The sequence below is a fragment of the Streptomyces sp. JLBJ103 genome (genome assembly GCF_058215575.1).
The window spans coordinates 3087688-3112219 of record NZ_CM177089.1; the positions used below are offsets into that span (position 1 = coordinate 3087688).

Consider the following 24532-nt stretch of genomic DNA (forward strand, 5'->3'; position numbering starts at 1 on the left):
TTTCCGGCGCCGCCGAGGCGCTGCGCAACACCCGCACCACATCGAGCAAGACCTGCACCACATCCGCTCCACCGACCGCACCGCAGTCCCCACCGACCGGTTCGGGAGCCGCTGAAGCGCGCGGGGTGGTGGGACGGCCGACCCGGACGACGGCCGCCCCACCGCCCCGCGCGTGCGTTCGCACGCCTTTGTGGAGCCATTTCCCAGCGGGGCCCCGGCCGGTAGTGGCAGGCTGAACAGCAGAAATCAGCGCTATGAAGCCGGAGGTGCACGTCCCGTGACATCGAACGTCGGCCCCACTGTCAGGCGACGCCGGTTGGGTCAGGAGCTGCGCAGACTCCGCCAGGAGAAGGGCATGACGGCGGAGGAGGTGGCGGAGGAGCTGATGGTCTCCCAGTCGAAGATCAGCAGACTGGAGAACGGACGGCGCAGCATCAGCCAGCGCGATGTGCGCGACCTCTGCCGGACCTACAAGGTCGAGGACAAGGCGCTGGTCGATTCCCTGATGCAAATGGCCAAGGAGTCGCGCCAGCAAGGCTGGTGGAACGCGTTCGGTGACGTTCCGTACAGCGTCTACATCGGATTCGAGACGGACGCGGCGTCCCTGAGGGTCTATGAACCGCAGGTGCTGCCCGGTCTGTTGCAGACGCCGGAGTACGCGGAGGCGGTGATCAGCGGTGCGCTGCCGGAGGCGCCGCAGGACCAGATCGCCCAGCGGGTGCAGGTCCGGCTGCGGCGGCAGGAACGCATCACCGATCCGCTGGCGCCGCTGCGGCTGTGGGCCGTGGTGGACGAGGCGGCGATGCGGCGGGTGGTCGGCAGTCCGAAGATCATGAGCGATCAGCTGGAGTATCTGGTCCGGATGAGCCATGAGCCCCATGTGACGGTGCAGGCACTGCCGTTCGGCATGGGCTCGCATCCGGGGATGAGCGGGCAGTTCACCATTCTCGAGTTCTCCGACGAGTCGGACACCAGCGTGGTCTATCTGGAGGGGGTGACCAGCGACCTCTATCTGGAGAAGCTCAGCGATGTGCAGAGCTACAGCATGATGTACGAGCATCTGCGCGCGCAGGCGCTCAATGTGGACCAGAGCCGTCAGTTCATCAGCGATGTGGCCCAGGACCACGCGCGTCGGCACGGGGAGGGCTGACGACGTGGAGGTGGCTCCGAGCCGTTGAAGCGAGCGGAGGTTACACCTCCGCACCGCCCCCAGGAAGGGGCCAGGGGAATATGCCATCCGGTCGAGTGAACGGCCCCCTGCGCCAACGATGTTGCCGAGTAACGTCGGTCTCGCCTCCAGACACGGGGTGCACTTCCTCAACAAAACGCATCGGAGCAATTGTGTCCATTCAGCAGGGAAAGACGAGTATGTGGGTGAAATCCTCGTACTCGGCAGGAAACGGCGCGTGCGTGGAAATCTCCTCCCCGATGGTCGGCGAGATCGCCGTGCGCGACTCCAAGGACCCGCAGGGCCCGACGCTCGGCTTCGCCCCCGCATCGTGGTCGGCCTTTGTGTCCGACGTCCGTGGTGGCGCCTTCGACCTCGACTGATCTCCGTTACGCACGACCGCGGCAGAGCGGTCGGCGGTGCGGATTCACCGTATAGCCTCCGGGCCCTCTCGACCGGCCGCCGTCCCTGCCGAGAGGGCTCGCGGCATTTCCGGTTTCAGCGGAGCCGGTCGACGAATCGGTCCGTACCGGGAATCGTCGGAATGAAGGGCGCCACGAATTCCACCCGGCCGAGCCCGGACTCCGCCACCTCCCCGTCGAGTCCGGTGAGAGAAGGCTCCCAGCATTCCCGTGGGTCCTGTTCCAGGAACCAGAGCAACGTCAGCCTGGTGTCCACGCCATCGACCTGTTTGACGTACGACATCCGGTCCCCCGGCAGCGGGGTCGGACGGAAGACGGTGACCATCGCGGCGGAGGAGCCCGCCAGCCGCCGCGGCAGATGGCGGGAGCCGAGCCAGTCGAGCAACTCCGCCCGCTGCTCTGGGCCCTCGGTGTCGATGACCTCCAGGACCAGCCCGGCGTAGGGGTGGTCCAGGGCGTGGTGATCGCGCGGACCGGCCGCGCCGTCCCGGTAGACGGTGAGCTCATGGTCCTGGAAGGCGGTGAACACATGGGTGCGCTCGCGGTGCACCCGCCCGTCGCGGTTCAGCCGCTTGTTGATCGCGACGGTCCACCGCATGTGCTCCTCATAGCGCCCCTCGGTGATCCAGTAGACGCTGAGATAGCAGCCGACGGTGACGGGCCGGGCGACCGTCGACCGCTCCGGATAGCGCAGCAGTTGGAGATCGCGGGTGGCCACCCAGCGGCGCCCGGCGAAGATCCATGGCATCGCCATCGCGCCCGCGATGAAGTGGTCGTCCTCGTACCAGCGGTTGTAGGCGTACTCATGGCCCGGATGCGGTTCGACCATAGTGATCAGGGCGTGCCCGGGGCGTATCCCGTACGGGCCGGTGGCGGCCAGTTCGGCGTACCGGTCGGGGTGCGCGGTCCCGCCGCCGGTCCCGCCCCCGTCCGCACCGCGGTCCGCACCGCGGTCCGCACCGGAGTCGCTGGAGTCGCTGGAGTCGGTTCTCATCTCCCCAGGTTTAGCTGACGATTCGTCAGTTGTGGAGGGGTACGGGAACACCCGACCGGATCGCGGACAGTTCGGTCGGGCCCGACCGGTCCGTCATACGCTGCGCGCACCTTCCCGAGCCGAGAAGCCAGGAGAGTCCCATGCGCGCCGATGTCCCCGCCCTTGCCACCCGCGCCGCGTCCGTGGCCGGGTCGCCGGTACGCGACATCCTCGCGCTCACCGCCCGCCCCGAGGTGATCTCCTTCGCGGGCGGGATGCCCGCGGCCGAGCTGTTCGACAGCGAGGGCATCGCCGCCGCCTTCGGGCGGGTGCTGACCGAGATGCCCGGCGCGGCCCTCCAGTACTCGACCACCGAGGGCGACCCCGGGCTGCGCACCGCGACCGCCGCCCGGCTGACCGCGCGCGGACTGCCCACCGGGGCGGACGACCTGCTCATCACCAGCGGTTCACAGCAGGCGCTGACGCTGCTGGCCACCGCGTTGCTGGAGCCGGGCGACACGGTGCTGGTGGAGAGCCCCACCTATCTCGCCGCGCTCCAGTGCTTCGCCTTCGCCGGGGCACGGGTGGTGGCGGTGCCCGGCGATAACGAGGGGCTGGACCCCGAGGCGCTCGGGGAGCTCGTCCGGCGCGAACGGCCGAAGCTGCTCTACACCGTCCCCACCTTCCAGAACCCCACCGGCCGCACCCTGCCCGCCGGCCGCCGGGAGGCGGTGGCGGCGGTGGCCGAGCGCCACGGTCTGTGGATCGTGGAGGACGACCCCTACGGGGAGCTGCGGTTCGCCGGTGAGCCGGTGCCCTGGATCGCGGCCGGGCCGCGCGCCGCGGACCGGACCGTACTGCTCGGCAGCTACTCCAAGATCATGGCTCCGGGGTTGCGGCTCGGCTGGCTGCGCGCCCCGGCGGCACTGCTCCGCGCCTGCGTGATCGCCAAGCAGGCCGCGGACCTGCACTGCCCGACGGTCAACCAGCTCGCGGCGGCGCGCTATCTGACCGACGCCGATCTGGACGCCCATCTGTCCCGGGTGCGCGTCGCCTACCGGGAACGCCGGGACGCGCTGCTCGACGGGCTGGCCGGAGCGCTTCCCGAGGGGTCCCGCTGGAACCGGCCGGAGGGCGGGATGTTCGTGTGGGCGTCGCTGCCGGAGGGGTACGACGCGACGGAGCGGCTGCGGGTGGCGGTGGAGCACGACGTGGCGTTCGTCCCCGGCGCGCCGTTCTTCGCCGCGGATCCGGATCCGGCGGCGATGCGGCTGTCCTTCGTGACCCACACCCCGGACGAGATCGCCGAGGGGCTGCGCCGTCTGGCCAAGACGCTGCGCTGACCACGACGGCGCGGTACTCCCGCCAGGCTCTGGCCTTCTCGGGGCGGCAGTCCTAACCTGACGCTCCGTCAGAGCGACAGCCGCCCCAGGGGAGGTACGCCATGCTGCTGCGCGGCAAGACCGTGGTCGTCTCCGGAGTGGGCCCCGGCCTCGGGCATCAGGTGGCCGTCGCGGCCGTCCGCGACGGCGCCAACGCCGTGCTCGGCGCGCGGACCCGGGAGCGGCTGTCCCGGGCCGCCGCGGAGCTCGACCCGGACGGCACGCACACCGCCTGGCGGGTCACCGACATCTCGGACGAGGGCCAGTGCGAGGCGCTGGCCGCCCTGGCCGTCGAGCGGTTCGGCGGTATCGACGCGGTGGTCCATGTGGCCGCGCTGGACAGCCACTTCGGCGGTCTGGAGGACGCGGACTTCGCGGCCTGGGCCCGGGTCGTCGACATCAATCTGCTGGGCACCCTCCGGATGACCCGCGCCTGTCTGCCCGCGCTCAGACGGCAGGGCGGTTCGGTGGTACTGATCGGCACCCAGTCGTCGGTCGCCGCCCCCAGCGAGGTGCGCCAGACCGCGTACGCCGCCTCCAAGGGAGCGCTGGTCTCGGCGATGTACGGGCTGGCGCGCGAACTGGGCCCGCACCGGATCAGGGTCAACACCGTGCAGCCGGGCTGGATGTGGGGTCCCCCGGTCCAGGGCTATGTCTCCCTCGCGGCGCGGTCCGAGGGCGTATCCGAGGCCGAGGTGAGGGACCGCCTCGCCGGCCGGATGGCGCTGCCCGAACTGGCGACGGACGGCGAGGTGGCGGAGGCCGTGGTGTTTCTGGCCTCCGACCGCGCGCGTGCGATCACGGGGCAGTCTTTGCTGGTCAATGCCGGTGAGTTGATGCGCTAGGTGTGTTGTCCGGAGAGGGCGGCGGCGCGGACCGACGCGGCTCACTCCGTCCCCTGCGCACCGCGCGGCGCCTGGGCCACCAGGGCCGCGAGGACCAGCTCGAGGGCGTCCTCGAAGGAGCTCTCGGCCAGGATGTCCAGTTCGTCGCGGACCGACGCCAGCACGGGATACACGTCCGCGTCGACCGACCGGTAGGCCAGGGTGGACGCCCAGCCGTCGGTCTCCCGCTGGGCGGCGGGCAGCGCCAGGGTCGCCGCGTCCAGGGCGGCATGGCCGAGCACGGTGTCCACGAAGGCCAGATAGAGCCGTAGGGCGCGGGCGGGGGTGAAGCCCGCCCGCAGGAGGATGCCCACCCCGGTCTCGACCGAGTGGAACTCGTTCTCTCTGCGGGTGACCCGGTACGAGGCCAGCGCGGCGGCCCGGGGATGGGCGAGATAGCCGTCCCGCACCCGCCGTGCCATCTCGCGCAGCGAGGCCACCCAGTCCGGCCCCGGGACGAAGCCCTCCATCGAATCGCCGATGATCCGGTCCGCGACCGCCAGCAGCAGATCGTCGGTGTTGCGGAAGTAGCGGTAGACCGCGCTCGGATCACAGCCCAGGGCCGCTCCGAGACGGCGCACGCTCAGCGCCTCGGGGCCGTGCTCACCGATCAGCCGCAGGGCGCAGTCGACGATCAGTTCGGCGGACAGCAGAGTGCCCGAGCGGGTGGGCCGTCGGCGTCTGCGCTGATGGGGAATGCGTTCATCCGCTGCGCCAGTCATAGTGGGCCCCTCTCCGTGGCTGCCGCCCCGCTCTCACCTCTGTTGTCGTTCTGGGCAGTGAAAGGCTCCCGACTTCTTATGTCAACACCATTGACGCAAGATTGGCACCCGTTGTTCCATGCGTGGCACCCGTACGGCTCTTCCCCGTCCTCCTGTCCTCCGTGAGGAGCCCGTCTTGTCTCAATCTCCCCCTGAGATGCGCCGCTCGCTCGGCGTCATCGACGGCGTCGCCATCGCCGCGTCCAGTACGGCGGCCACCACCAGCATCGCCATCGGCATGGGCACCCTCGCCCTGACCGTCGGGCTCCAGGGCCCGATCATGCTTCTGCTCGCCTTCATCCCGGTCCTCGGCATCGCCTACTCCTACGCCCGGCTCAACAAGTCCGAGCCCAACTGCGGCAGCGGCTACACGTGGGTCGGCTCCTCACTGGGGCCCTGGCCCGGGTTCCTCACCGGGTGGGTCAACGTCGTCGGCGTGATCATCTTTCTCGCGTACACCAGCGCGGTGACCGGATCGGTGATCCTCCAGTTCGCCAACAAGGCGCATCTCAACAGCGTCGCCGGGATCACCCTGGATCCCAACTCGACCGCCGTGACCACCGTCGTGGGACTGGTGGTGCTCACCGGGGTCACCGTCATGGCGGTCAAGGGGGTGCGCGGCGCCACCCGTCTCCAGGCGTGGCTGCTGGTCTTCGAGTACGCGGTGCTGCTGTTCTTCTGCGGCTGGGCGCTGATCACCGGTAAGCACTCGATATCGCTCTCCTGGTTCAACCCGTTCGCGATCCATAGCGGTGAGGCGTTCGCCCAGGGGCTGGTGCTGGCCGTGTTCTTCTTCTGGGGCTGGGACGCGGCGTTCAGCATCACCGAGGAGACCAAGGAGGTCGGCCACTCGGCGCGCGGCGGCTTCATCGCGCTCTTCGCCATGCTGGGGCTCTTCATCTTCGCCTCGGTCGCCTTCCAGCGAGAGATGAGCCTGACCGAGCTGATCGAGAACGGCCCGCAGGGATTCACCTACCTCGGCGCAAAGCTGGCCGACGAGCCCTGGGCGAGTCTGCCGCTGCTCGCCCTGATGTTCTCGGCCGTGGCCTCCGTCCAGTCCTCCGTCATCCCGACCGCCCGCGGACTGCTGGCCATGGGCCGGGACCGGACGATGGGGCAGGTGTGGACCCGGGTCCACCCGCGCCACGGCACCCCGGCCGTCGGCACCGTCCTGGTGATGGCCATCGCCACCGTGGTCGCCCTGCTCGCCCTGGCCATCCCCAAGCTCAACGACATGATCCTGGCCGCGGTGAACTCCATCGGCCTGGTCGTCGCCCTCTACTACGGCCTGACGGCGATCGCCTGCGCCGTGCGCTTCCGCTCCGCGCTGCACCAAGGGGCGCGCGAGGCGGTGCTCGCGGTCGGGGTGCCGGCGGCGTCCGGGCTGTCCCTGCTCGGCATCGGCAGCTACCTCGGCTACTCGTATCTGACCAGCACCGACCACTTCGAACTCAACCCGGACAACGGCTGGTTCATGTTCTCCCTGCCCTGCGCGATCGTGGCCAGCGGACTGGTCATGGCCGCGTGGGCGAAGTACCGGCGGCGCTCGCCGTACTTCGTCACCGGGCGCGGTACGGACGGCGACGCGCTGCTGCTGCCGATGGACCAGCCGGCCGGAGCCGCCTCTGAGACCACCGCCCCCTAGGACCTGTCCGCAAGGGCGGATCTCATCGGGCCCGCGACGCCTGGCACCGGCGGCTCCGACAGCGGAGGGCGATCCTCCGCCTTGCGATCCACGGCACCGGACGCCGCGGGCTACTCCTCAAAGATCCACCGGACAGGGCCCAAAAGCCTTCTCTCCGACACCTGACACCTCCGATCACCCCCCATGGAGCTCTTCTGATGTCCGACACCACCGCCGATCTCGTCTTCACCGGTGGCCCGGTGCACACCGGCGATCCGGCCCTCGGCCGGGTCACCGCCGTCGCCGTACGCGGCGGCCGCGTCGTCGCCGTCGGCCAGGACGCGGTGGACGAGCTGACCGGACCCCGTACCGAGGTGGTGGACCTGGCCGGGCGGCTGCTGCTGCCCGGCTTCCAGGACGCCCATGTCCATCCGCTGGGCGCCGGTATTGAGCTGGGACAGTGCCACCTCGCCGACTCCACCGACGCTCACACCTATCTGTCCGCGATCGCCGCCTACGCCGACGCGCATCCGGACGCCGCCTGGATCACCGGCGGCGGCTGGTCCATGGAAGCCTTCCCCGGCGGCACCCCCACCGCCGCGATGCTCGACGCCATCGTCCCGGACCGGCCGGTCTATCTGCCCAACCGCGACCACCACGGCGCCTGGGCCAACACTCGCGCCCTCCAGCTCGCGGGCATCGACGCCCGCACCCCTGACCCGGTCGACGGCCGGATCGAACGCGACGAGCACGGCAACCCCACCGGGATGCTCCAGGAGGGCGCCACCGAACTCGTCGGCTCACTGGTGCCCGGGGTCACGCCCGACGAGCAGCTCGAAGCCCTGCTGCGCGCCCAGTCCGTACTGCACTCGCTGGGGATCACGGGCTGGCAGGACGCCATCGTCGGCGCCTACGCCAATATGGCCGACCCGACACCCGTGTACCACGCGGCCATCGACCGCGGTCTGCTCACCGCCCGGGTGGTCGGCGCGCTGTGGTGGGACCGGGCGCGCGGCGCCGAGCAGATACCGGAGCTGATCGCCCGCCGGGAGGCCACCGGGCGCGGACGGTTGCTGCGCGCCTCGACCGTGAAGATCATGCAGGACGGTATCGCCGAGAACCACACCGCGGCGATGCTCGGCCCCTATCTCACCGGCTGCGGCTGCGCCTCCGACAACTCCGGGATCAGCTTCGTCGATCCGGCGGAGCTGAAGAAGTACGTCACCGAACTGGACGCGCACGGCTTCCAGGTCCACTTCCACGCACTCGGCGACCGCGCCGTACGGGAGGCGCTGGACGCGGTCGAGGCCGCGCGGACCGCGAACGGCCACCGTGACACCCGGCACCACCTCGCCCACCTCCAGGTGGTCGACCCCGCCGACGTGCCGCGCTTCCGCGCGCTCGGCGCCACCGCCAACATCCAGCCGCTGTGGGCCGCGCACGAACCGCAGATGGACGAGCTGACCCTGCCCTTCCTCACGCCCGAGCGCGGTAGCCGGCAGTACCCGTTCGGCGCGCTGCTGCGCGCCGGGGCCACGCTCGCCGCGGGCAGCGACTGGCCGGTCAGCAGCCCCGATCCGCTGGAGGGCATCCATGTCGCGGTCAACCGGCGGCTGCCCGGAGCGGACGCGGGGGCCCCGGTGTTCCTGCCCGAGCAGCGCATCGGTCTGGAGGCGGCGATCGCCGCGTACACGTCGGGCAGCGCGTATGTGAACCACGCGGATGACACAGGCACCATCGCCCCCGGTCAGCTCGCCGACCTCGTCGTGCTGGACGGCGACCCCTTCGACGGTCCGCCGGAGGAGATCGCCGATCACCGAGTGCTCCAGACCTTCGTGGGAGGTGAGCGGGTGTACGCGGCGGACGAAGCCTGATCAGGAGGCGTTGTCCCCGGCCGCCGTACCGGGCGCTGCCGCCGTCAGATCGCACTGCATCAGTGTGGTGTCGATCCAGCGGCCGTGCTTGTGCCCGACGGCGGCCAGCCGCCCCGCCGGGATGAACCCGAAGCGGCGGTGCAGCGCGGTCGAGGCTCCGTCGCCGCTGTCGGCGATGACCGCGACGACCTGCCGCACTCCCGCCCGCGCACAGCGGGTGAGCAGAGGTTCGAGGAGGGCGCGGCCCAGACCCGCGCCGGTGCGGCCGGGGGCGAGGTAGATGCTGTCCTCGACGGTGTGGCGGTAGGCGGGCTTCGGCCGGTACGGCGCGGCGTACGCGTAACCCACGATGCCGCCCGCCCCGGGACCGGACCCGGTCCCTGTCCCGTCGCCGGTGTCCGCGACGAGGAACGGCAGCCCGCGCTCGGCTAGTTCGGCCAGCCGCCGTGCCCAGTCGGCCGTGGTGGGCGGTGTCTCGTCGAACGTGGCCACGGTCTCGGTGACGTAGTGCGCGTAGATCGCCGCCACGGCGCCGAGGTCGGTGGGTGCGGCGTCGCGTATCACCGGGACGGCTGCGGTCATGGGGCTCAGCCTAGGTCCTGTCCGATGGGTCTTATCAGGCCCGCGACGCCTGGCACCGCACCTCGCCGCGCTGTCGAAAGTCGCCCGAGTACGCCCAGTACGAGGGCGACCCTCCTGCGATCCGCCCCAGCTACCGCTGGGAGGTGCCCCCTCACCAGACGCCGCGGGCTACTCCTCAAAGACCCACCGGACAGGGCCTAGGTTCCGTCTCCTCCGCCTTGCGAGGGCGGCCCCTTTGAAGACGGGCCCTATGCCCGGACCGCGTGCGGCTCGTGGTCGGCGGGCGCGCAGGCTGCGGCGATGGCGAGGCTGTCCTCGTAGATGCGGTAGCGGGTGATCAGCCCGCCCTCGACGGTGAGCCGCATCGCGAAGGGCGAGCGGTAGGGGCGGCCGGTGGCGCGGACGGTCCCGGCGAGCGTCCCGGTGAGCACCGCCTCCGGCCCGTCCACGACCACCGCGTCGACGGTGTTGCCGTCCGGGTCCGGCTGGACCCCCTGGGCCAGGTCGCGGAAGTGGGCCGCGACATCGGCGCGGGTGGAGCGGGGACGGATCCACCAGGCGGCCGGGTTCTCGGCGATCTGCCAGTCGACCCGCTCCGCGAACAGCGCGGCGATCCGCTCCGGGTCGCCCTCCACCAGCCGTCCCAGCAGTTCCCGCACCGTGGCCCGGGTGCGCTCGGTGACGGTGGTGGTGTCGATGCTGGTCATACGGGTTGTCCCCTCTCGTCCGTGCTCGGCACGATCCTGGCCGTTGCCCCGCGGGTACGTCGATGACCTCGCAGGTCATGGTCAACTCGCCCGCTCCTGTGAGCAACCTCTCCTCTGCCCGGGGCATCCTCCGGAACGTATTAGGGTCGGCCGTCTGTGCCGACCGCCGCCGATCCGCTGGTCCTCCGAACCGCCGACCCGCCGTCCCCCCACGGCCGCTCTGGAGCCTCCCCCGTGACCTCGACACAGACGCGCCCCGCTGCCGCGACGCATCCGGCCCGCGCCTTCGTCCTCCGCCGTCCGACGCTGTGCGCGGCGGTCCTGTGCCTGCTGTCCTTCACGGGGTTCTGGATCGCCCAGCGGGCCGCCCAGGTGTCGATGGTCGATCTGCTGGTCTACCAGGCCGAGGGCTGGACGGTACGCAACGCCGCGGACCTCTACGACATGCGGGCGACGGTCCACAATCTGCCCAATACGTATCCGCCCTTCGCCTCGCTGCTGTTCACCCCACTGACCCTGATGGGGACGGGCACCCTGCGGACCTTCGGCACCGCCGTCAACCTCGGCCTGATGGTCGCGCTCGCCCATCTGTCGCTGCGGCTGACCGGGCTGCCGCGCGCGCTGCCGCGTCCGGTCGCCGTACTGGCGCTCGCGGCGGTGGCGGTGTGGTGCGAGCCGGTGTGGACAACACTGCGCTTCGGGCAGATCAATCTGCTGATCGCGGTGCTGGTGCTGTGGGATCTCACCCGCCGGGCGGGCCACCGCGGGGCCGGGCTGGGGACCGGGATCGCGGCCGGGATCAAGCTGACCCCGGGGCTCTTCGTGGTCTTCCTGGCGCTGGCCGGGCTGGTGGCCGGGGTGCGGCGGCTGCGGCTGCACGGCGAGCCGCTGACCGCCTTCTGTAATGACCACCTGCGGCGCGCGGTCGTCGCCATCGCCGTCTTCGCGGGCACGGTCGGGCTCGCGGCGCTCGCGCTGCCGCACGACTCCCGGCGGTTCTGGACCGAGGTGGTGTTCGCGACCGACCGCCCCGGGGACATCGAGGGCGCGGGCAACCAGAACCTCCGCGGTGTCCTGGCCCGGCTGCTGCACACCCCCGACCCGGGGCTGTGGTGGGTCGCCGCTGTGGCGCTGGTCGGCGGTGTGGGCCTGACCGCGGCGGTCGCGGCCCAGGTCATGGACGACCGGCAGCTGCCGCACGCACGCGCCTGGGCAGCCGTCGGCTGCGCGGTCACCGCCCTCATGATCAGCCCGGTCTCCTGGTCGCACCACTGGGTCTGGGCGGTGCCGATGGGGCTGCTGCTCGCCCTGGAGGCGGCGCGGCGGCGCACCGCGGGGTGGATCACCGGGGCGGTGGTGACCTGGCTGCTGTTCTGCTCCTTCATGCTCTGGTACGTGCCGCACGCCCAGGCGACCCGGGTCGAACTCCACCAGAACCCGGCCCAGATGCTGCTGACCGCGGTCTACCCGCTGATCGGACTGGTCTTCCTGGCCGTCCTGGCCCGGCTGGTCCTGCGCGCGGCCCACACCCCCGCCGCCGCCCCGGACCTGCCGCGCCCGGCGGGCCCCGGCATACGCCCGGCGGAGCGCCTGCCGCAGTCGGCGAGGGGTGTCGGCGGGTCCCTCTAGGGTGACCCCATGCAGCAAACGATCACCGAACTGACCGCGGAGCTGGACCGCCAGGACGGCACCGAGGAATCCCGCCGGGCGGCGGCCGAGCGGCTGGCCGCGCTGGGCGACGAGGCCGTCCCGGCCCTGGTCGCGGCCGCGGACGCGGCACGGCCGTGGGCGTATCAGGGGATATCCGCCGCCCTGCTGCTGATCGGCCCGGCCGCCTTCGACGCGGTGGTCGCCCAGCAGGCGGCCGAACTGGCCGAGCGCCGCCGACCGGTCTTCCCCGAGCTGCTCAGCTCCTTCGACGAGCGCTGCGTCGACCGCTATGTGACGGCGCTCGGCCATGAGTCCCCGCACATCCGGCTGGAGGCGCTGCGCGGACTGGCCGGTCTTGGCGCCGCGGCCGCGCCCGCCACCCCCGTCCTGCTGTCGCTGCTGGACTCCCCCGATCTCGACGTCCGCACCGAGGCCGAACAGATCCTGGGCACCCTGGGCCCGGCCGCCGTTCCCGCCCTGCGCGCGATCCGCCGCGAGGGCGCCACCCGGCGGCTGCGCCGCCAGGCGCTGTCGGCGCTGGTGATGACCGGTGGCCACGAGGGGCCGGAGCCGCGCGACCGCGCCGCGCTGGAGCGGCTGGTGCGGATGCGGCTCGCCGCCGAGCGGCCGGACTGGATGCCGGCCCACTGGTGGCTGGCGGTACCCGGCGACACCTACGAGCGCGCCTTCAAGGTGCTGGGGCTGCACGACCGGATCCCCGCTACGCAGGAGATGGGGCGGTCCTCCCAGGAAGCCGACTCCAAGGTGGTCCAGGGGCCCGACGGCAAGTCGACCTATGTCTGCCGGGTCTTCATCACCCCCGAGTACGACGGCTGGCGGCTGATCTACGCCAACTCCCTGCTGGGCGACACCTCCTGGCAGCCGTATCACACGGCCGAGCGGCTGAGCTCGGCCTGCGGCCGGGCCCAGGTCTTCTACGAGGACGGGTGCGCGGGCGCGAGGATCTGGGCCCACGCCGAGGACGGCTCGGTGAAGCGCGGCTACTGGAGCCATGAGGACCCCGAGTGGACGGGCGAACCGCTGCCGTGGGAGAACGTCGTCACGGTCGACGACTACGACGGGGACCAGGAGGCGTTCGAGGACGACTACCCCGACCCCAACACCTCCGAGGAGACGGACCCGGGCGCCGCTGCCGCCGCGCTCTCCATCGATCCGGGCGCGATCTCCTCCGCCGCCATACGCGGTCATGGCTGGATCGCCCTCACCGTGCCGGGCGTCGGCCACGGCGGCTTCCCCGGGATGCTGCGGATCTGAGCCCGGGGGCTCAGCCAGCGCCCTACGCGCGCGGGTAGCGGGCGAGCCAGGCGGCGGCGGAGCCGCCCGGGCCGTGGAGGGCGGGGCCCTGCGTCATCTCCATCGCGAAGTCGTCGGCCAGTTCCAGGATGGTGCCGCGCCCCTCCACCTCGGCCAGCCAGGCGGGCGGCAGCGCCGTCTCACCGTGCAGGACGCCCAGGAGGTTGCCGCAGATGGCGCCCGTGGAGTCGCTGTCCCCGCCGTGGTTGACCGCCAGCAGCAGCCCGTGGCGTACGTCCTCGGCCACCAGCGCGCAGTACAGCCCTATCGCCAGGGCCTCCTCTGCGGTCCAGCCCTCGCCGAGGGACGCGACGCGCTCGGCGGTCGGCAGGCCCTGGCGTACGGCGCCGAGCGCCTGCCGGAGCGCCTGGGTGGTCTCGTGGTGGCCGGGGCGGGTGGCCAGCTGGGCCAGGGACCGCTGGACCGCGCCGTCGAGCCCCTCGCCGCGGGCCAGGCCGTGCACGATCAGGGCGAAGGCCCCGGCCGCGAGATAGCCGGTGGGGTGGCCGTGGGTCTGGGCGGCGCATTCGATGGCGAGCTGGAAGACCAGTTGGGGTTCCCAGCCGACCAGCAGCCCGAAGGGCGCGGAGCGCATCACCGCGCCACAGCCCTTGGAGTCGGGGTTCTTGGGTGCGTCGAGGGTGCCCATGGTCTCGTCGGCGAGCCCGTTCAGACAGGCCCGTCCGGGGGCGCGTTGTGCGTACAGCCACTCCTCGCGCGCCAGCCAGCCCGCGTCCTCACGGCGTTCGTCGGGCCCCCAGTCGCGCTGGGTGGCGTACCAGCGGCGGTGGGCGGCGTGGATGTCGGTGGGTGGATGCCAGGCACCGGTGTCCCGGCGCACCTGTGCGCGTATCAGCCCGTCGACGGTGAACAGGCTCATCTGGGTGTCGTCGGTGACCCGGCCGCGCCTCCCGTAGGCGGGCAGGAAGTCGGTGACGCCCTCCGGTCCGTGTTCCGCCCGGATGTCGTCCAGGGAGGAGAACTCGACGGCCGCCCCCAGCGCGTCCCCGATGGCGCCCCCGATCAGACAGCCGCGTACCCGGCTGCGGAAATCCTGCTGCTCGGCACGGCCCCATACGCCGGTCGCTGCGCTGGCGGTTGCGGTCACGACCTTTCTCCTTTTCTTTCCGCATGGAGTGTCTTGTGGTGTGTCTCGCGGTATGTCTCGCGGTGTGTACGGCCCCGGACTGCCTCGCACTGTAATGGACGCGGAATGATCACCTTGGGCCGCCGTCCACGGTGAAACCGAATGTGAAGGCGTCATCACGCGGAAACCGGCGGACCTGCCGCTTCTGAACTGTGATCGGCATCGGAAATTCCTCCGCCATATCCGCGCGATTTTCTCACCGTTGCCCCCACCGTGGCCGATGTGTTCGGAATGCGGTACGGCGTTTGTGCGAATAGCGCCGCACGTCCGCGAACTTCCAGCCGTTCCGGGGCACTCCCGGTTCCGTCGGGAATGTTCACGGAGGATCAGTCTCCAGGACCGGCCGCGCGGACGACAGAGGGCCATCGCGGGCGAGGGAGGTACCGTCCCCGGCATGGCTGACGGGGTGTTGCCATGCGGAGTGTGCGGATCGGGCCGGTTGAGCCCGGTCGCCGAGCTCAGGTCCCATGACGGCCACCACGCCAGACTCCGGCTGCGCTTCCCCGCCGGGGCGGCCTGCGCCCCCGGCCCACCTTCTATGCCGAGTACGCCCGCGCCTGCCGGGACTGCGGCGCGGTGATCCCCTTCCTCGGCGAGGAGGAGCGCCGTGCACTGGCCGAGGACGAGCTGACGGGGTACGACCCCCGCTGACCGGCCGGGGGCGGGAGGGGCCTCAGTCCCCCAGCACCGGCAGCAGCTCCGGCAGATGGCCGTCCGAGGCCAGGGCGGCGGCCTGGCGTTCGCCGGAGACCGGGCCGTAGGACGTGGTACGCGGGCGGGCGGGGCGGCCGGCCAGGTCGGCGATGGCGATCAGGTCCTGGATGGAGCGGTAGGAGCCGTAGGAGGAGCCCGCCATCCGGGAGATGGTCTCCTCCATGAGGGTGCCGCCCAGGTCATTGGCGCCGGAGCGAAGCATCTCGGCGGCACCGTCGGCGCCGAGTTTGACCCAGCTGGTCTGGATGTTGGTGATATGGGGGTGCAGCAGGATCCGGGCCATGGCGGTGACCGCGCGGTTGTCTCGGGTGGTGGGGCCGGGGCGGGCGATGCCCGCGAGATAGACCGGGGCGTTGGTGTGGATGAACGGCAGGGTGACGAACTCGGTGAAACCGCCCGTCTCCTGCTGGATGGCGGAGAGCAGCCGGAGGTGGCCCAGCCAGTGGCGCGGCTGGTCCACATGTCCGTACATCATCGTCGAGGACGAGCGGATGCCCAGTTCGTGGGCGGTCTTGATGACCTCGACCCAGGTGGCGGTCGGCAGCTTGCCCTTGGTGAGGACCCAGCGCACCTCGTCGTCGAGGATCTCGGCCGCGGTGCCGGGGATGGAGTCGAGCCCGGCCTCCTTCGCGGCGGTCAGCCACTCACGGATGGACAGTCCGGTGCGGGTCGCGCCGTTGACGACCTCCATCGGGGAGAAGGCGTGCACATGCATCCCGGGCACGCGTTCCTTCACCGCGCGGGCAATGTCGAAGTAGGCGGTACCGGGCAGGTCCGGGTGGATACCGCCCTGCATGCAGACCTCCACCGCGCCCACGTCCCACGCCTGTTGGGCGCGGTCGGCGACCTGGGTCAGGGAGAGGGTGTAGGCGTCGGCGTCGGTGCGGCGCTGGGCGAAGGCGCAGAAGCGGCAGCCGGTGTAGCAGACGTTGGTGAAGTTGATGTTCCGGGTGACGATGTAGGTGACGTCGTCGCCGACGGTCGCCCGGCGCAGATCGTCCGCGATCCGGCAGAGCGCGTCCAGCGCCGGACCGTCGGCATGCAGCAGGGCCAGCGCCTCGGGGTCGGTCAGCCGCGTCGGGTCGTCGGCGGCCTGTGCGAGAGCGGACTTGAGGTCGGCTTCGATCCGCGAGGGGACCATGCCCGGGGCCGCCGCCTCGCGCAGCGCCTCCCAGTCGCCGTAGACCTCGTCGAAGTCCTCACGGCGGTCGCCGGTCCGGCCCTCGGTGTCGATGGAGCGGTGCAGATCGGTGCGGCCGGAGGAGGTGAACGCCTCCTCGGGCTCCTGCCAGGGCAGCCCGACCGGGAGGACGTCCTCGCGGGCCAGCCCGGTGTCCGGGTCGGCGAGTGCCCGGACATGGGGCAGCAGCCGCGGGTCCAGCCAGGGTTCACCGCGCTGGATGTACTCGGGGTAGACGGCGAGCCGCTCGCGCAGCGCGAAGCCCGCGGCGGCGGAGCGCTCGGCCAGCTCGTCCAGCTGGGGCCAGGGGCGCTCGGGGTTGACGTGGTCCGGGGTGAGCGGGGAGACGCCGCCCCAGTCGTCGATCCCGGCACCGATGAGCTGTTCGTACTCCGCGTCGACCAGGTTGGGCGGCGCCTGGATGCAGGCGGAGGGGCCCAGGATGTGGCGGGCGACCGCGACCGTGGCCACCAGATCGGCCAGTTCGGCGTCGGGCATCCCGCGCATCGCGGTGTCCGGTTTGGCGCGGAAGTTCTGGATGATGACTTCCTGGATGCCGTGGTACGCGCGGGAGACGCGACGCAGCGCGAACAGCGACTCCGCGCGCTCCTCAGCGGTCTCGCCGATACCGATCAGCAGTCCGCTGGTGAAGGGAACGGAGCTGCGCCCGGCGTCCTCCAGGACCCGCAGCCGCACGGCGGGCTCCTTGTCGGGCGAGCCGTAGTGCGGGCCCCCAGGCTCGCTCCACAGCCGCTCGGCGGTGGTCTCCAGCATCATCCCCATGGAGGGCGCGACCGGCTTGAGCCGCTGGAAGTCGGTCCAGGTCAGCGCGCCGGGGTTGAGGTGGGGCAGCAGCCCGGTCTCCTCCAGGATGCGGATGGCCATGGCCCGTACGTACGCGATGGTGTCGTCGTAGCCCTCGGCCTCCAGCCACTCGCGCGCCTCGGGCCAGCGGTCCTCGGGGCGGTCGCCGAGGGTGATCAGCGCTTCCTTGCAGCCGAGTTCGGCGCCGCGGCGGGCGATGGCGAGCACCTCGTCGGGCGACATGAACATCCCGTGGCCCGCGCGGCGCAGTTTGCCGGGAACGGTGGCGAAGGTGCAGTAGTGGCACTTGTCCCGGCACAGCCGGGTGAGCGGGATGAAGACGCTGCGCGAGTAGGTGATGATCCCGGGGCGGCCCGCGGCCTCCAGTCCGGCGTCACGGACCCGGGCGGCGGAGGCCGTGAGGTCCTTCAGATCGTCGCCGCGCGCCTGAAGGAGCACCGCAGCCTCGGCGGTGTCCAGGGCCACGCCGTCACGGGCCCGTTTGAGCGCGCGGCGCATCGCGTTGGCGGTGGGGCCGTTCGGGCCGGGCGATGGGGTTCCCTGCGCGCTCGTGGTCATCCTCCGAGGATACGAGCGGTGCGGAACACCGCCAGAGCGCCTGGGCCTGCGGTTCTGTGGATCTGATCACGGCGGTTCAGGTGAGCGTGCGGGAATACGGGACGGCGGGCGGGGCAGGGCATCTCCCGCGCGGGTCACAGGTACTGCGCGTAATCGTCGAGGGTGCGCAGGATCTGGGCACCGTCGGCCGCCCCGGACGTCCCGGGCTCGGCGGCCGGGAGCTGGACGACGATCTCCTCGATACCGAGGTCGGCGTAGTGGGCCAGCTTGCCGGGCGAGGGCAGCACCGCGTACGGCACCACCTCCAGCGCCGCGGGGTCCCGGCCCGCCTCCTCCCACACCCGGCGCAGTGCGGGGATCGCCTCCGTCAGACCGCGTCCCCCGGTGGGCATCCAGCCGTCCGCGTACGCGGCGACGTGGGCGAACAGCTTCGGCCCGGCCGCCCCGCCGATGAGGGTGCGGGGGCCGGTGAGCGGGTCGGCCGGGGAGCGCCGCCGCACCGGTTTGGGGTGCGCGAGGCTGGCCCGCACCGATCCGAACCGGCCCTGGTAGGCGGTGGGCTCCGCGGTCCACAGGGCACGCATCAGCGCCATCCGGTCCTGGACGAGATCGCGGCGGTCGGACCAGGAGACGTTGTGGTCGGCCGCCTCCTCGACGTTCCAGCCGTAGCCGATGCCGAAGGTGAAGCGGCCGTCGGACAGATGGTCGAGGGTGGCCACCCGCTTCGCGAGGCTGACCGGGTCGTGCTGGGCGACGAGGGTGATACCGGTGCCGACGCCGAGCTGTTCGGTGACCGCGGCGGCCTGCGCGAGCGCCACGAACGGGTCAAGGGTGCGGCCGTACTGACGCGGCAGCGGCTCGCCCATCGGGGCGGGGGTGTCGCGGCTTACGGGGATGTGGGTGTGCTCGGGCAGATAGAGCCCGGCGAAGCCGCGCTGCTCCAACTCCTGGGCGAGCCGGGCGGGGCGGACGGATTCATCGGTGAGGAAGACGGTGGTCGCGATGCGCATGGGGCGGCACCTCCGCGTGGGCGGGTGGGGCTGCGCGTATGTTCCCCCGCCGCCATGGAGTTATCCACAGGGCTTTCCGTGGGAGTCACTCACGCGTACAACGGTGTCACGCGGGTGTCGGACGGCACCCGCGTGATACGGCACGGCACGGCGCGGCACTCTGCACGGCGCAGCACAGCACGGCACGGCACAGCACGTTCGATGGCGGGCACATTCGACGGTGGGGGCGACGACGGTGGGGGCACGCATGCAGCGACGCGACGTACTGAGGCTCTCCGCGCTTGCGGGCGCGGCCGGGGTGCTCACGCTCGATCCCGTGACGTTCGCACAGGCCGATGAGCGGGACGACGGTGGCGGCGAGGAGAAGGCGCGGACCGTCTCCGGCCATCTGCCCACCGGCGCACCGGACTTCGTCTATCTGCCGGTCGAGGTGCCCGGCGGGGTCCGCGAGATCGCCGTGTCGTACAGCTACGACAAGCCGACGGTCCCGGCCGGTACCCAGGGAAACGCCTGTGACATCGGCATCTTCGACGAGCGCGGTACCGATCTTGGCGGGCGCGGCTTCCGCGGATGGTCGGGCGGGGCGCGTACGGAGTTCGCGATCAGCGCCGAGAAGGCGACACCGGCCTATCTGGCCGGGCCGGTGCGCGCGGGCACCTGGCATGTGGTGCTGGGGCCGTACACGGTCGCGCCGCAGGGCCTGAACTACAAGGTCACCGTCACCCTGCGGTTCGGCGAGCCGGGTGAGACCCCCAAGCCGGTCTATCCGCCCCAGCGGGCCAAGGGGCGCGGCCGGGCCTGGTACCGGGGCGACTGCCATCTGCACACCGTGCACTCCGACGGCAAGCGCACCCCCGCCGAGGTGGCCGCCGCGGCCCGCGCCGCCGGGCTCGACTTCATCACCACCACCGAGCACAACACCACGTCCGGGCACGGCGCGTGGGACGGGCTGTGGGGCGATGACCTGCTGATCCTCACCGGTGAGGAGGTCACCACCCGCAATGGCCATGTGGTGGCCCTCGGCACCGACCCCGGTGTCTTCATCGACTGGCGCTACCGCGCGCGGGACAACGCCTTCGGACGCTACGCCCGCAAGATCCGCCAGGCGGGCGGTCTCGTCGTCCCCGCGCATCCGCACGGCACCTGTGTCGGCTGCAACTGGAAGTTCGGCTTCAACGACGCGGACGCGGTGGAGGTGTGGAACGCGGACTTCACCCCGGACGACGAGGCCTCGATCGCCGAGTGGGACAACACCCTGGTGGCCGCCGTCCGGGGCGACGGCCACTGGCTCCCGGCAATGGGCAACAGCGACGCCCACCGCGAACCGCAGGTCGTCGGACTCCCGCAGACGGTCGTGCTCGCCGAGGAGCTGTCCCGTACCGCGATCCAGGAGGGCATCCGCAAGGGCCGCAGCTGGATCGCCGAGTCCTCCGCGATCGACCTGACCTTCGAGGCGGTCGGCGGCCGCGGTCGGCACGCCGGCATCGGCGAGCGGCTGGCGGTGGACCACGCGGAGGAGGTCACGGTCCGGCTGAAGGTCTCGGGCGCCGGACCGGACTGCTCGGTGCGGTTCATCACCGACCAGGGCCAGCTGTACGGGACGGCGCTGCCGGGTTCCGGGGCGGGCACGGCGGAGTGGCGCACCACGCCCTCGTACGCCGCCTACGTACGCGCCGAAGTGCGTCACGCCCCGGCCGACGGCGGAGCGTCCGGTATACCCGGCCGCATGGCGGCCATGACCAACCCCATCTGGCTCGGCGAGCGCGGCCACTGACGAGAGGCGTCCGCTCACGACGCAGGGCAGCCGGGCCTTGCCTGCCGCCCCGCGTCACGGGTCCGGAGAGTGCGGGCACGACCTACGGTGTCAACGTGTCCCCGGGCGTCGGGGTCGCACGCTGAACCCAGGTGCCGCAGGACGTGACCACCGCCCCCGTGCGGTCGCAGGTAATGCCGTGCACGGTCCCTGACGTGGTGATCACGTCGATGAAAATGTCAGAGCCGGGGCCGCCGGGGCCGACGTCAATGGATACGCCGCAGGCACCCACCGGTACATCTCCCCCCTCGTCGGAGAGGTCGTCCCAGTCGATGTCCCCGCCGGGACCGGACTCGTCCCCGACGTAGGGGACCCCGAAACTGACGGCTGCGTAGAAGGCCCCACCGCCGGCGGCTTCCTGACGAACGGTGTCGATGTCGAAGCACCCGTTGGCCCCCGGCCGCGGCGGCTTCGGCTTACCGGGTTTGACGGCGTCAGCGACAGGGTCAGGGTCATCCAAGGAGAAGGCCTGGTCAGTGGGCACGACGGTCGAAGCCGACGGCGGTTTCGCTTCGAGGCTCTGCGCCTCGGCGGGTAGGGCACCCAGTACGCCTACGAGCGAGACGGCGGTCAATGAGGTGAGGCCGCCGAGCGCCAGCCGTGTGGGCCGCCATGAACACCGCACCCGCGGCGATGCGGCCCTGCTGTGAGGACGCATTCAATACTCCTTTGGGAAAGGAACCGGGCAATCTCCCGGAGGGGTCCTCTCATCTTGTTCTGTTTTCCTCTCATATTCCGGTATTTATCTGACGAATCATTCGATAAGCCTAATGCTCCAGTGCAGCGGCCACATGCAGGATGGTGGCCTCGTCGTACCAGCCAGAGACGGACTGAACCCCGATCGGCAGATTGCCGGTGGTGGCCCCGAACGGCAGCGACAGCGCCGACAGGCGGGGCGCGTTCAGCCGCACAGCCCAGCTCTCCCGGCGCGTCGGCGGCGGCCGCGACGGCGGCATGCCGCGGGAGGCGCCCGTGATGACGGCGACGCGTCGCAGCGGCTCAGGCCCTCGTGCTCACCGTCTCGGTGTCGCGGCCGGAGCGCAGGACCTTCCCCGGCACGGCGCCGGTGACCGTGTCGTCCCGGACGGTCTCCACCCCGCCCACCCGGACGCTCACCACGCCCACCGCCCGCGAGTCCAGCCGCGGGCTGTCGCCGGGCAGGTCGTGGACCAGGGTGGCCTGGCCCGCGTCGATCCGCTCGGGATCGAAGAGCACCAGGTCGGCGTGGTAGCCCTCGGCGATCCGGCCGCGGTCCCGCAGTCCGAACAGCCGCGCCGGGTCATCGGTCAGCATCCGTACCGCCCGCTCCAGACCGACCAGCTTCCGGCCGCGCAGACAGTCGCCGAGGAAGCGGGTGGTGTACGGGGCGCCGCACATCCGGTCCAGATGCGCCCCGGCGTCCGAGCCGCCGAGCATGACGTCCTCGTGCTCCCAGGTCTGCCGCCGCAGCTCCCAGCTGGCCGGGTCGTTGTCGGTGGGCATCGGCCACAGCACGGTGCGCAGTCCGTCGGCGGCGCAGATCTCCACCAGAGCGCCGAAGGCGTCCTGTCCGCGCTCGGCGGCGATGTCGCGGACGACCCGTCCGGTGAGCCCAGCGTTGGTCTCGCTGTAGGTGTCGCCGATGACATAGCGCTCGAAGTCGGCCAGCCGCTTGAAGACCCCGGCCTCGGGGCTCCGGGCGCGGCGCAGCATCTCCTCCCGTACGGCGGGGTCGCGGAGCTTCGCGATCCGCTCGGCGACCGGCAGCCCGAGGATGTCGCCCCAGCCGGGGATGAGGTTGAGCGCGCAGAAGGTGCCGAGGGACATGTTCATGGGGGTGAGGATCGGCATGGTGAGCGCGACGATCCGACCGCCCGCCTTGCGGGCGCGTTCACTGGCCGTCAGCTGGCGCGGCACCCGCTCCGGCACGGCCGCGTCGATGGTCAGCACGTTCCAGTTGAGCGGGCGTCCGGCGGCGGCGCTCATCTCCACCAGCAGATCGATCTCCTCGTCCGCGAACCGGTCCAGACAGCCCGCGACGATCGCCTCGATCTGTGTCCCCTCGTGGTCGCCTACGGCCCGGGAGAGCGCGATCAGCTCCTCGGGCCCGGCGTGCCGGGAGGCGACCGGCGCGCCGTCCCCGTCCGCGTGGGTGGAGGACTGGGTGGTGGACAGACCCCACGCCCCCGCGTCCATCGCCTCGTGGAACAGCCGCAGCATCGCATCCAGCTGGGCCGCGGTGAGCCGGCCGCCGATCGCGTCGGCGCCCATCACATGGCGGCGCAGGGCGCAGTGCCCCACCATGAAGCCCGCGTTGACGGCGGTACGGCCCTCCAGCGCGTCGAGGTACTCACCGAAGCCGCTCCAGTCCCAGGGCGCGCCCTGCTCCAGCGCGACCAGGGACATCCCCTCGACCCGGCTCATCATCCGCCGGGTGTAGTCGGCGTCGCCGGGGCGCTCGGGGTTGAGCGGTGCCAGGGTGAAGCCACAGTTGCCGCCGACCACGGTGGTCACCCCGTGGTTCATGGACGGGGTGGCATAGGGGTCCCAGAAGAGCTGCGCGTCGTAGTGGGTGTGCGGGTCGACGAACCCGGGCGTGAGCACCAGCCCGGTGGCGTCCTCGGTGGACCGGGCGGGCTCCGTGACGGACCCGGGCTCGCCGACGGCGACGATCCGCCCGTCGCGGAGGCCGACGTCGGCGGTCCGGGACGGCGCGCCCGTGCCGTCCGCTACGGTGGCGCCCTTGATCAGATGGTCGAGCACGGATGGAGATCCCTTCGTCTCGGCGGCAGGACGGCGAGGCCGGGCAGAACAGGGCCAGGCCCCGGGCCTAACGGGCCGCCGTGCGGCGGAAGCGCGTGGTGCGGTGGACGGGATCGGTGTCGATCTTGGGGATCACATGCTCACCGATGAGCTTGATGGTGTTCATGGTGTCCTCGTAGCCGATGCCGATCGGCAGTCCGAACGAGAGCTGGTCGGCCCCGGCCTGCTCCCACCGCTTGCACTGCCGGAACACCTCGTCCGGGTCGCCGCAGATCATCAGCTCCTCGGCGATGAGGAGTTCGATGATCTCCTCGGTGTAGTCCGGCAGCAGTTCCGGCCATTCCGGGATGCCCTCGGGCCGGGGGAAGGTGTCGTGGTAGCGGAACAGCAGCGACTGGAGGTAGTTGAGTCCGCCGCCGACCGCGATCTCGACGGCCTTGGCGTGGGTCTCCGCGCAGATCGCGGTGGAGGTCACCATCACGTTGTCGTTGACGAAGCCGCCGACCGGCTCGGCCCGTTCGACCGCGGTCTTGTACGAGTCGAGCACCCACTCCATGTCGGAAACCTTCTGGATGGAGAAGCCGAGCACACCGAGCCCCTTCTCGCCCGCCATCGCGTACGAGGAGGGCGATCCGGCCGCGTACCACATGGCCGGGTGCCCGGGTCCGTACGGCTTGGGCAGCACCTTGCGCGGCGGCAGCGTCCAGTGCCTGCCGTCGAAGCCCGGGTACTCGTCCTGGAGCCACATCTTGGCGAACTCGCCGATGGTCTCTTCCCAGATCTCCTTGGTGTGGTTCATATCGGTCACACCCGGGATGAACCCCAGGATCTCGTGGCTGCCCGCGCCGCGCCCGGATCCGAACTCGAACCGCCCGCCGGAGAGATGGTCGAGCATGGCGACCTTCTCGGCCACCTTGACCGGGTGGTTGACCTGCGGCAGCGGGTTGAAGATCCCGGAGCCGAGGTGGATGCGTTCGGTGGCGTGGGCGAGATAGCCCAGGAAGACGTCATTGGCGGAGAGATGGGAGTACTCCTCCAGAAAGTGGTGCTCGGAGGCCCAGGCGTACTTGAAGCCGGACCGGTCGGCCTGGATGACGTACTCGGTCTCCTCGACCAGCGCGTGGTGCTCGGCTTCCGGGTCGGCGCGGCGCCGTCGCTCCGGTACGTACCCCTGCACGAACAATCCGAATTCCATGGAGGTT

20 protein-coding genes are annotated in these 24532 nt (G+C 71.4%); 9 read left to right on the top strand and 11 right to left on the bottom strand.

From position 1 onward, the window contains the following. Window positions 1-277: 277 nt before the first annotated feature. A complete protein-coding gene (locus tag AC4BEG_RS13360; RefSeq protein ID WP_490706110.1) occupies window positions 278-1150 on the top strand; it encodes a helix-turn-helix domain-containing protein in 873 nt (290 codons plus the stop codon). Window positions 1151-1341: 191 nt separating this feature from the next. Then, entirely contained in the window at window positions 1342-1551 is a 210-nt protein-coding gene (locus AC4BEG_RS13365; RefSeq protein ID WP_490706111.1) for a DUF397 domain-containing protein, read from the top strand. Between the two features lie 115 nt (window positions 1552-1666). Here AC4BEG_RS13365 and AC4BEG_RS13370 read toward each other — a convergent pair whose 3' ends face one another. Next, on the bottom strand, window positions 1667-2584 hold the full coding sequence (locus tag AC4BEG_RS13370; RefSeq protein WP_490706112.1) for a hypothetical protein: 918 nt from the start codon (window positions 2582-2584) through the stop codon (window positions 1667-1669). 140 nt (window positions 2585-2724) lie between these two features. Here AC4BEG_RS13370 and AC4BEG_RS13375 point away from each other — a divergent pair, with 140 nt between their 5' ends. After that, window positions 2725-3906, top strand: coding sequence for an aminotransferase-like domain-containing protein (locus AC4BEG_RS13375; protein WP_490706113.1), 1182 nt, complete (start codon window positions 2725-2727; stop codon window positions 3904-3906). A gap of 101 nt (window positions 3907-4007) precedes the next feature. Continuing rightward, a complete protein-coding gene (locus tag AC4BEG_RS13380; RefSeq protein ID WP_490706114.1) occupies window positions 4008-4790 on the top strand; it encodes an SDR family oxidoreductase in 783 nt (260 codons plus the stop codon). A gap of 41 nt (window positions 4791-4831) precedes the next feature. Here AC4BEG_RS13380 and AC4BEG_RS13385 read toward each other — a convergent pair whose 3' ends face one another. Next, complete coding sequence (locus AC4BEG_RS13385) at window positions 4832-5551, bottom strand: TetR/AcrR family transcriptional regulator (RefSeq protein ID WP_490706115.1); 720 nt, start codon at window positions 5549-5551, stop codon at window positions 4832-4834. 196 nt (window positions 5552-5747) lie between these two features. Here AC4BEG_RS13385 and AC4BEG_RS13390 point away from each other — a divergent pair, with 196 nt between their 5' ends. Continuing rightward, window positions 5748-7235, top strand: a complete 1488-nt coding sequence (locus AC4BEG_RS13390; RefSeq protein ID WP_490707078.1) for an APC family permease — start codon at window positions 5748-5750, stop codon at window positions 7233-7235. A 197-nt stretch (window positions 7236-7432) separates the two neighbouring features. Next, the gene (locus tag AC4BEG_RS13395; protein WP_490706116.1) at window positions 7433-9088 is read left to right on the top strand and encodes an amidohydrolase; all 1656 of its coding nucleotides are present in this window, start codon (window positions 7433-7435) and stop codon (window positions 9086-9088) included. On the opposite strand, the gene AC4BEG_RS13400 is transcribed toward AC4BEG_RS13395, so the two are convergent. Both AC4BEG_RS13400 and AC4BEG_RS13405 read right to left on the bottom strand, forming a co-directional pair. Next, entirely contained in the window at window positions 9089-9670 is a 582-nt protein-coding gene (locus AC4BEG_RS13400; protein WP_490706117.1) for a GNAT family N-acetyltransferase, read from the bottom strand. A gap of 248 nt (window positions 9671-9918) precedes the next feature. Continuing rightward, window positions 9919-10377 (bottom strand): nuclear transport factor 2 family protein, encoded by a 459-nt coding sequence (locus AC4BEG_RS13405; RefSeq protein WP_490706118.1) that lies wholly within the window; start codon window positions 10375-10377, stop codon window positions 9919-9921. Between the two features lie 234 nt (window positions 10378-10611). Between AC4BEG_RS13405 and AC4BEG_RS13410 the strand changes: the two genes are divergently transcribed. Together AC4BEG_RS13410 and AC4BEG_RS13415 are read left to right on the top strand one after the other, a co-directional pair. Continuing rightward, on the top strand, window positions 10612-12006 hold the full coding sequence (locus AC4BEG_RS13410; RefSeq protein WP_490706119.1) for a glycosyltransferase 87 family protein: 1395 nt from the start codon (window positions 10612-10614) through the stop codon (window positions 12004-12006). 9 nt (window positions 12007-12015) lie between these two features. Further along, window positions 12016-13302 carry a HEAT repeat domain-containing protein gene (locus AC4BEG_RS13415; protein ID WP_490706120.1) on the top strand — a complete coding sequence of 429 codons (1287 nt, stop codon included), beginning with the start codon at window positions 12016-12018 and terminating at the stop codon, window positions 13300-13302. Window positions 13303-13324: 22 nt separating this feature from the next. Here AC4BEG_RS13415 and AC4BEG_RS13420 read toward each other — a convergent pair whose 3' ends face one another. The 3 genes from AC4BEG_RS13420 to AC4BEG_RS13430 all read right to left on the bottom strand — a co-directional run bounded on the left by AC4BEG_RS13420 (window position 13325) and on the right by AC4BEG_RS13430 (window position 18775). Then, window positions 13325-14449: an ADP-ribosylglycohydrolase family protein gene (locus tag AC4BEG_RS13420; protein WP_490706121.1), complete on the bottom strand. Its 1125-nt coding sequence runs from the start codon at window positions 14447-14449 to the stop codon at window positions 13325-13327. Window positions 14450-15161: 712 nt separating this feature from the next. After that, window positions 15162-17765, bottom strand: a complete 2604-nt coding sequence (locus AC4BEG_RS13425) for a bifunctional FO biosynthesis protein CofGH (RefSeq protein ID WP_490706122.1) — start codon at window positions 17763-17765, stop codon at window positions 15162-15164. 134 nt (window positions 17766-17899) lie between these two features. Further along, window positions 17900-18775: a TIGR03619 family F420-dependent LLM class oxidoreductase gene (locus AC4BEG_RS13430; protein WP_490706123.1), complete on the bottom strand. Its 876-nt coding sequence runs from the start codon at window positions 18773-18775 to the stop codon at window positions 17900-17902. Window positions 18776-19022: 247 nt separating this feature from the next. Between AC4BEG_RS13430 and AC4BEG_RS13435 the strand changes: the two genes are divergently transcribed. Continuing rightward, window positions 19023-20549 (top strand): CehA/McbA family metallohydrolase, encoded by a 1527-nt coding sequence (locus AC4BEG_RS13435; protein WP_490706124.1) that lies wholly within the window; start codon window positions 19023-19025, stop codon window positions 20547-20549. Window positions 20550-20631: 82 nt separating this feature from the next. Here the strand turns inward: AC4BEG_RS13435 and AC4BEG_RS13440 are convergent, their stop codons facing one another. From AC4BEG_RS13440 to AC4BEG_RS13455, 4 genes are all read right to left on the bottom strand, one after another. Beyond that, window positions 20632-21162, bottom strand: a complete 531-nt coding sequence (locus AC4BEG_RS13440; RefSeq protein ID WP_490706125.1) for a hypothetical protein — start codon at window positions 21160-21162, stop codon at window positions 20632-20634. A gap of 193 nt (window positions 21163-21355) precedes the next feature. After that, window positions 21356-21499 carry a hypothetical protein gene (locus AC4BEG_RS13445; RefSeq protein WP_490706126.1) on the bottom strand — a complete coding sequence of 48 codons (144 nt, stop codon included), beginning with the start codon at window positions 21497-21499 and terminating at the stop codon, window positions 21356-21358. An 88-nt stretch (window positions 21500-21587) separates the two neighbouring features. Beyond that, window positions 21588-23330, bottom strand: coding sequence for an N-acyl-D-amino-acid deacylase family protein (locus AC4BEG_RS13450; RefSeq protein ID WP_490706127.1), 1743 nt, complete (start codon window positions 23328-23330; stop codon window positions 21588-21590). A gap of 67 nt (window positions 23331-23397) precedes the next feature. Continuing rightward, window positions 23398-24525 carry an LLM class flavin-dependent oxidoreductase gene (locus AC4BEG_RS13455; RefSeq protein WP_490706128.1) on the bottom strand — a complete coding sequence of 376 codons (1128 nt, stop codon included), beginning with the start codon at window positions 24523-24525 and terminating at the stop codon, window positions 23398-23400. Between the last annotated feature and the right edge of the window lie 7 nt (window positions 24526-24532).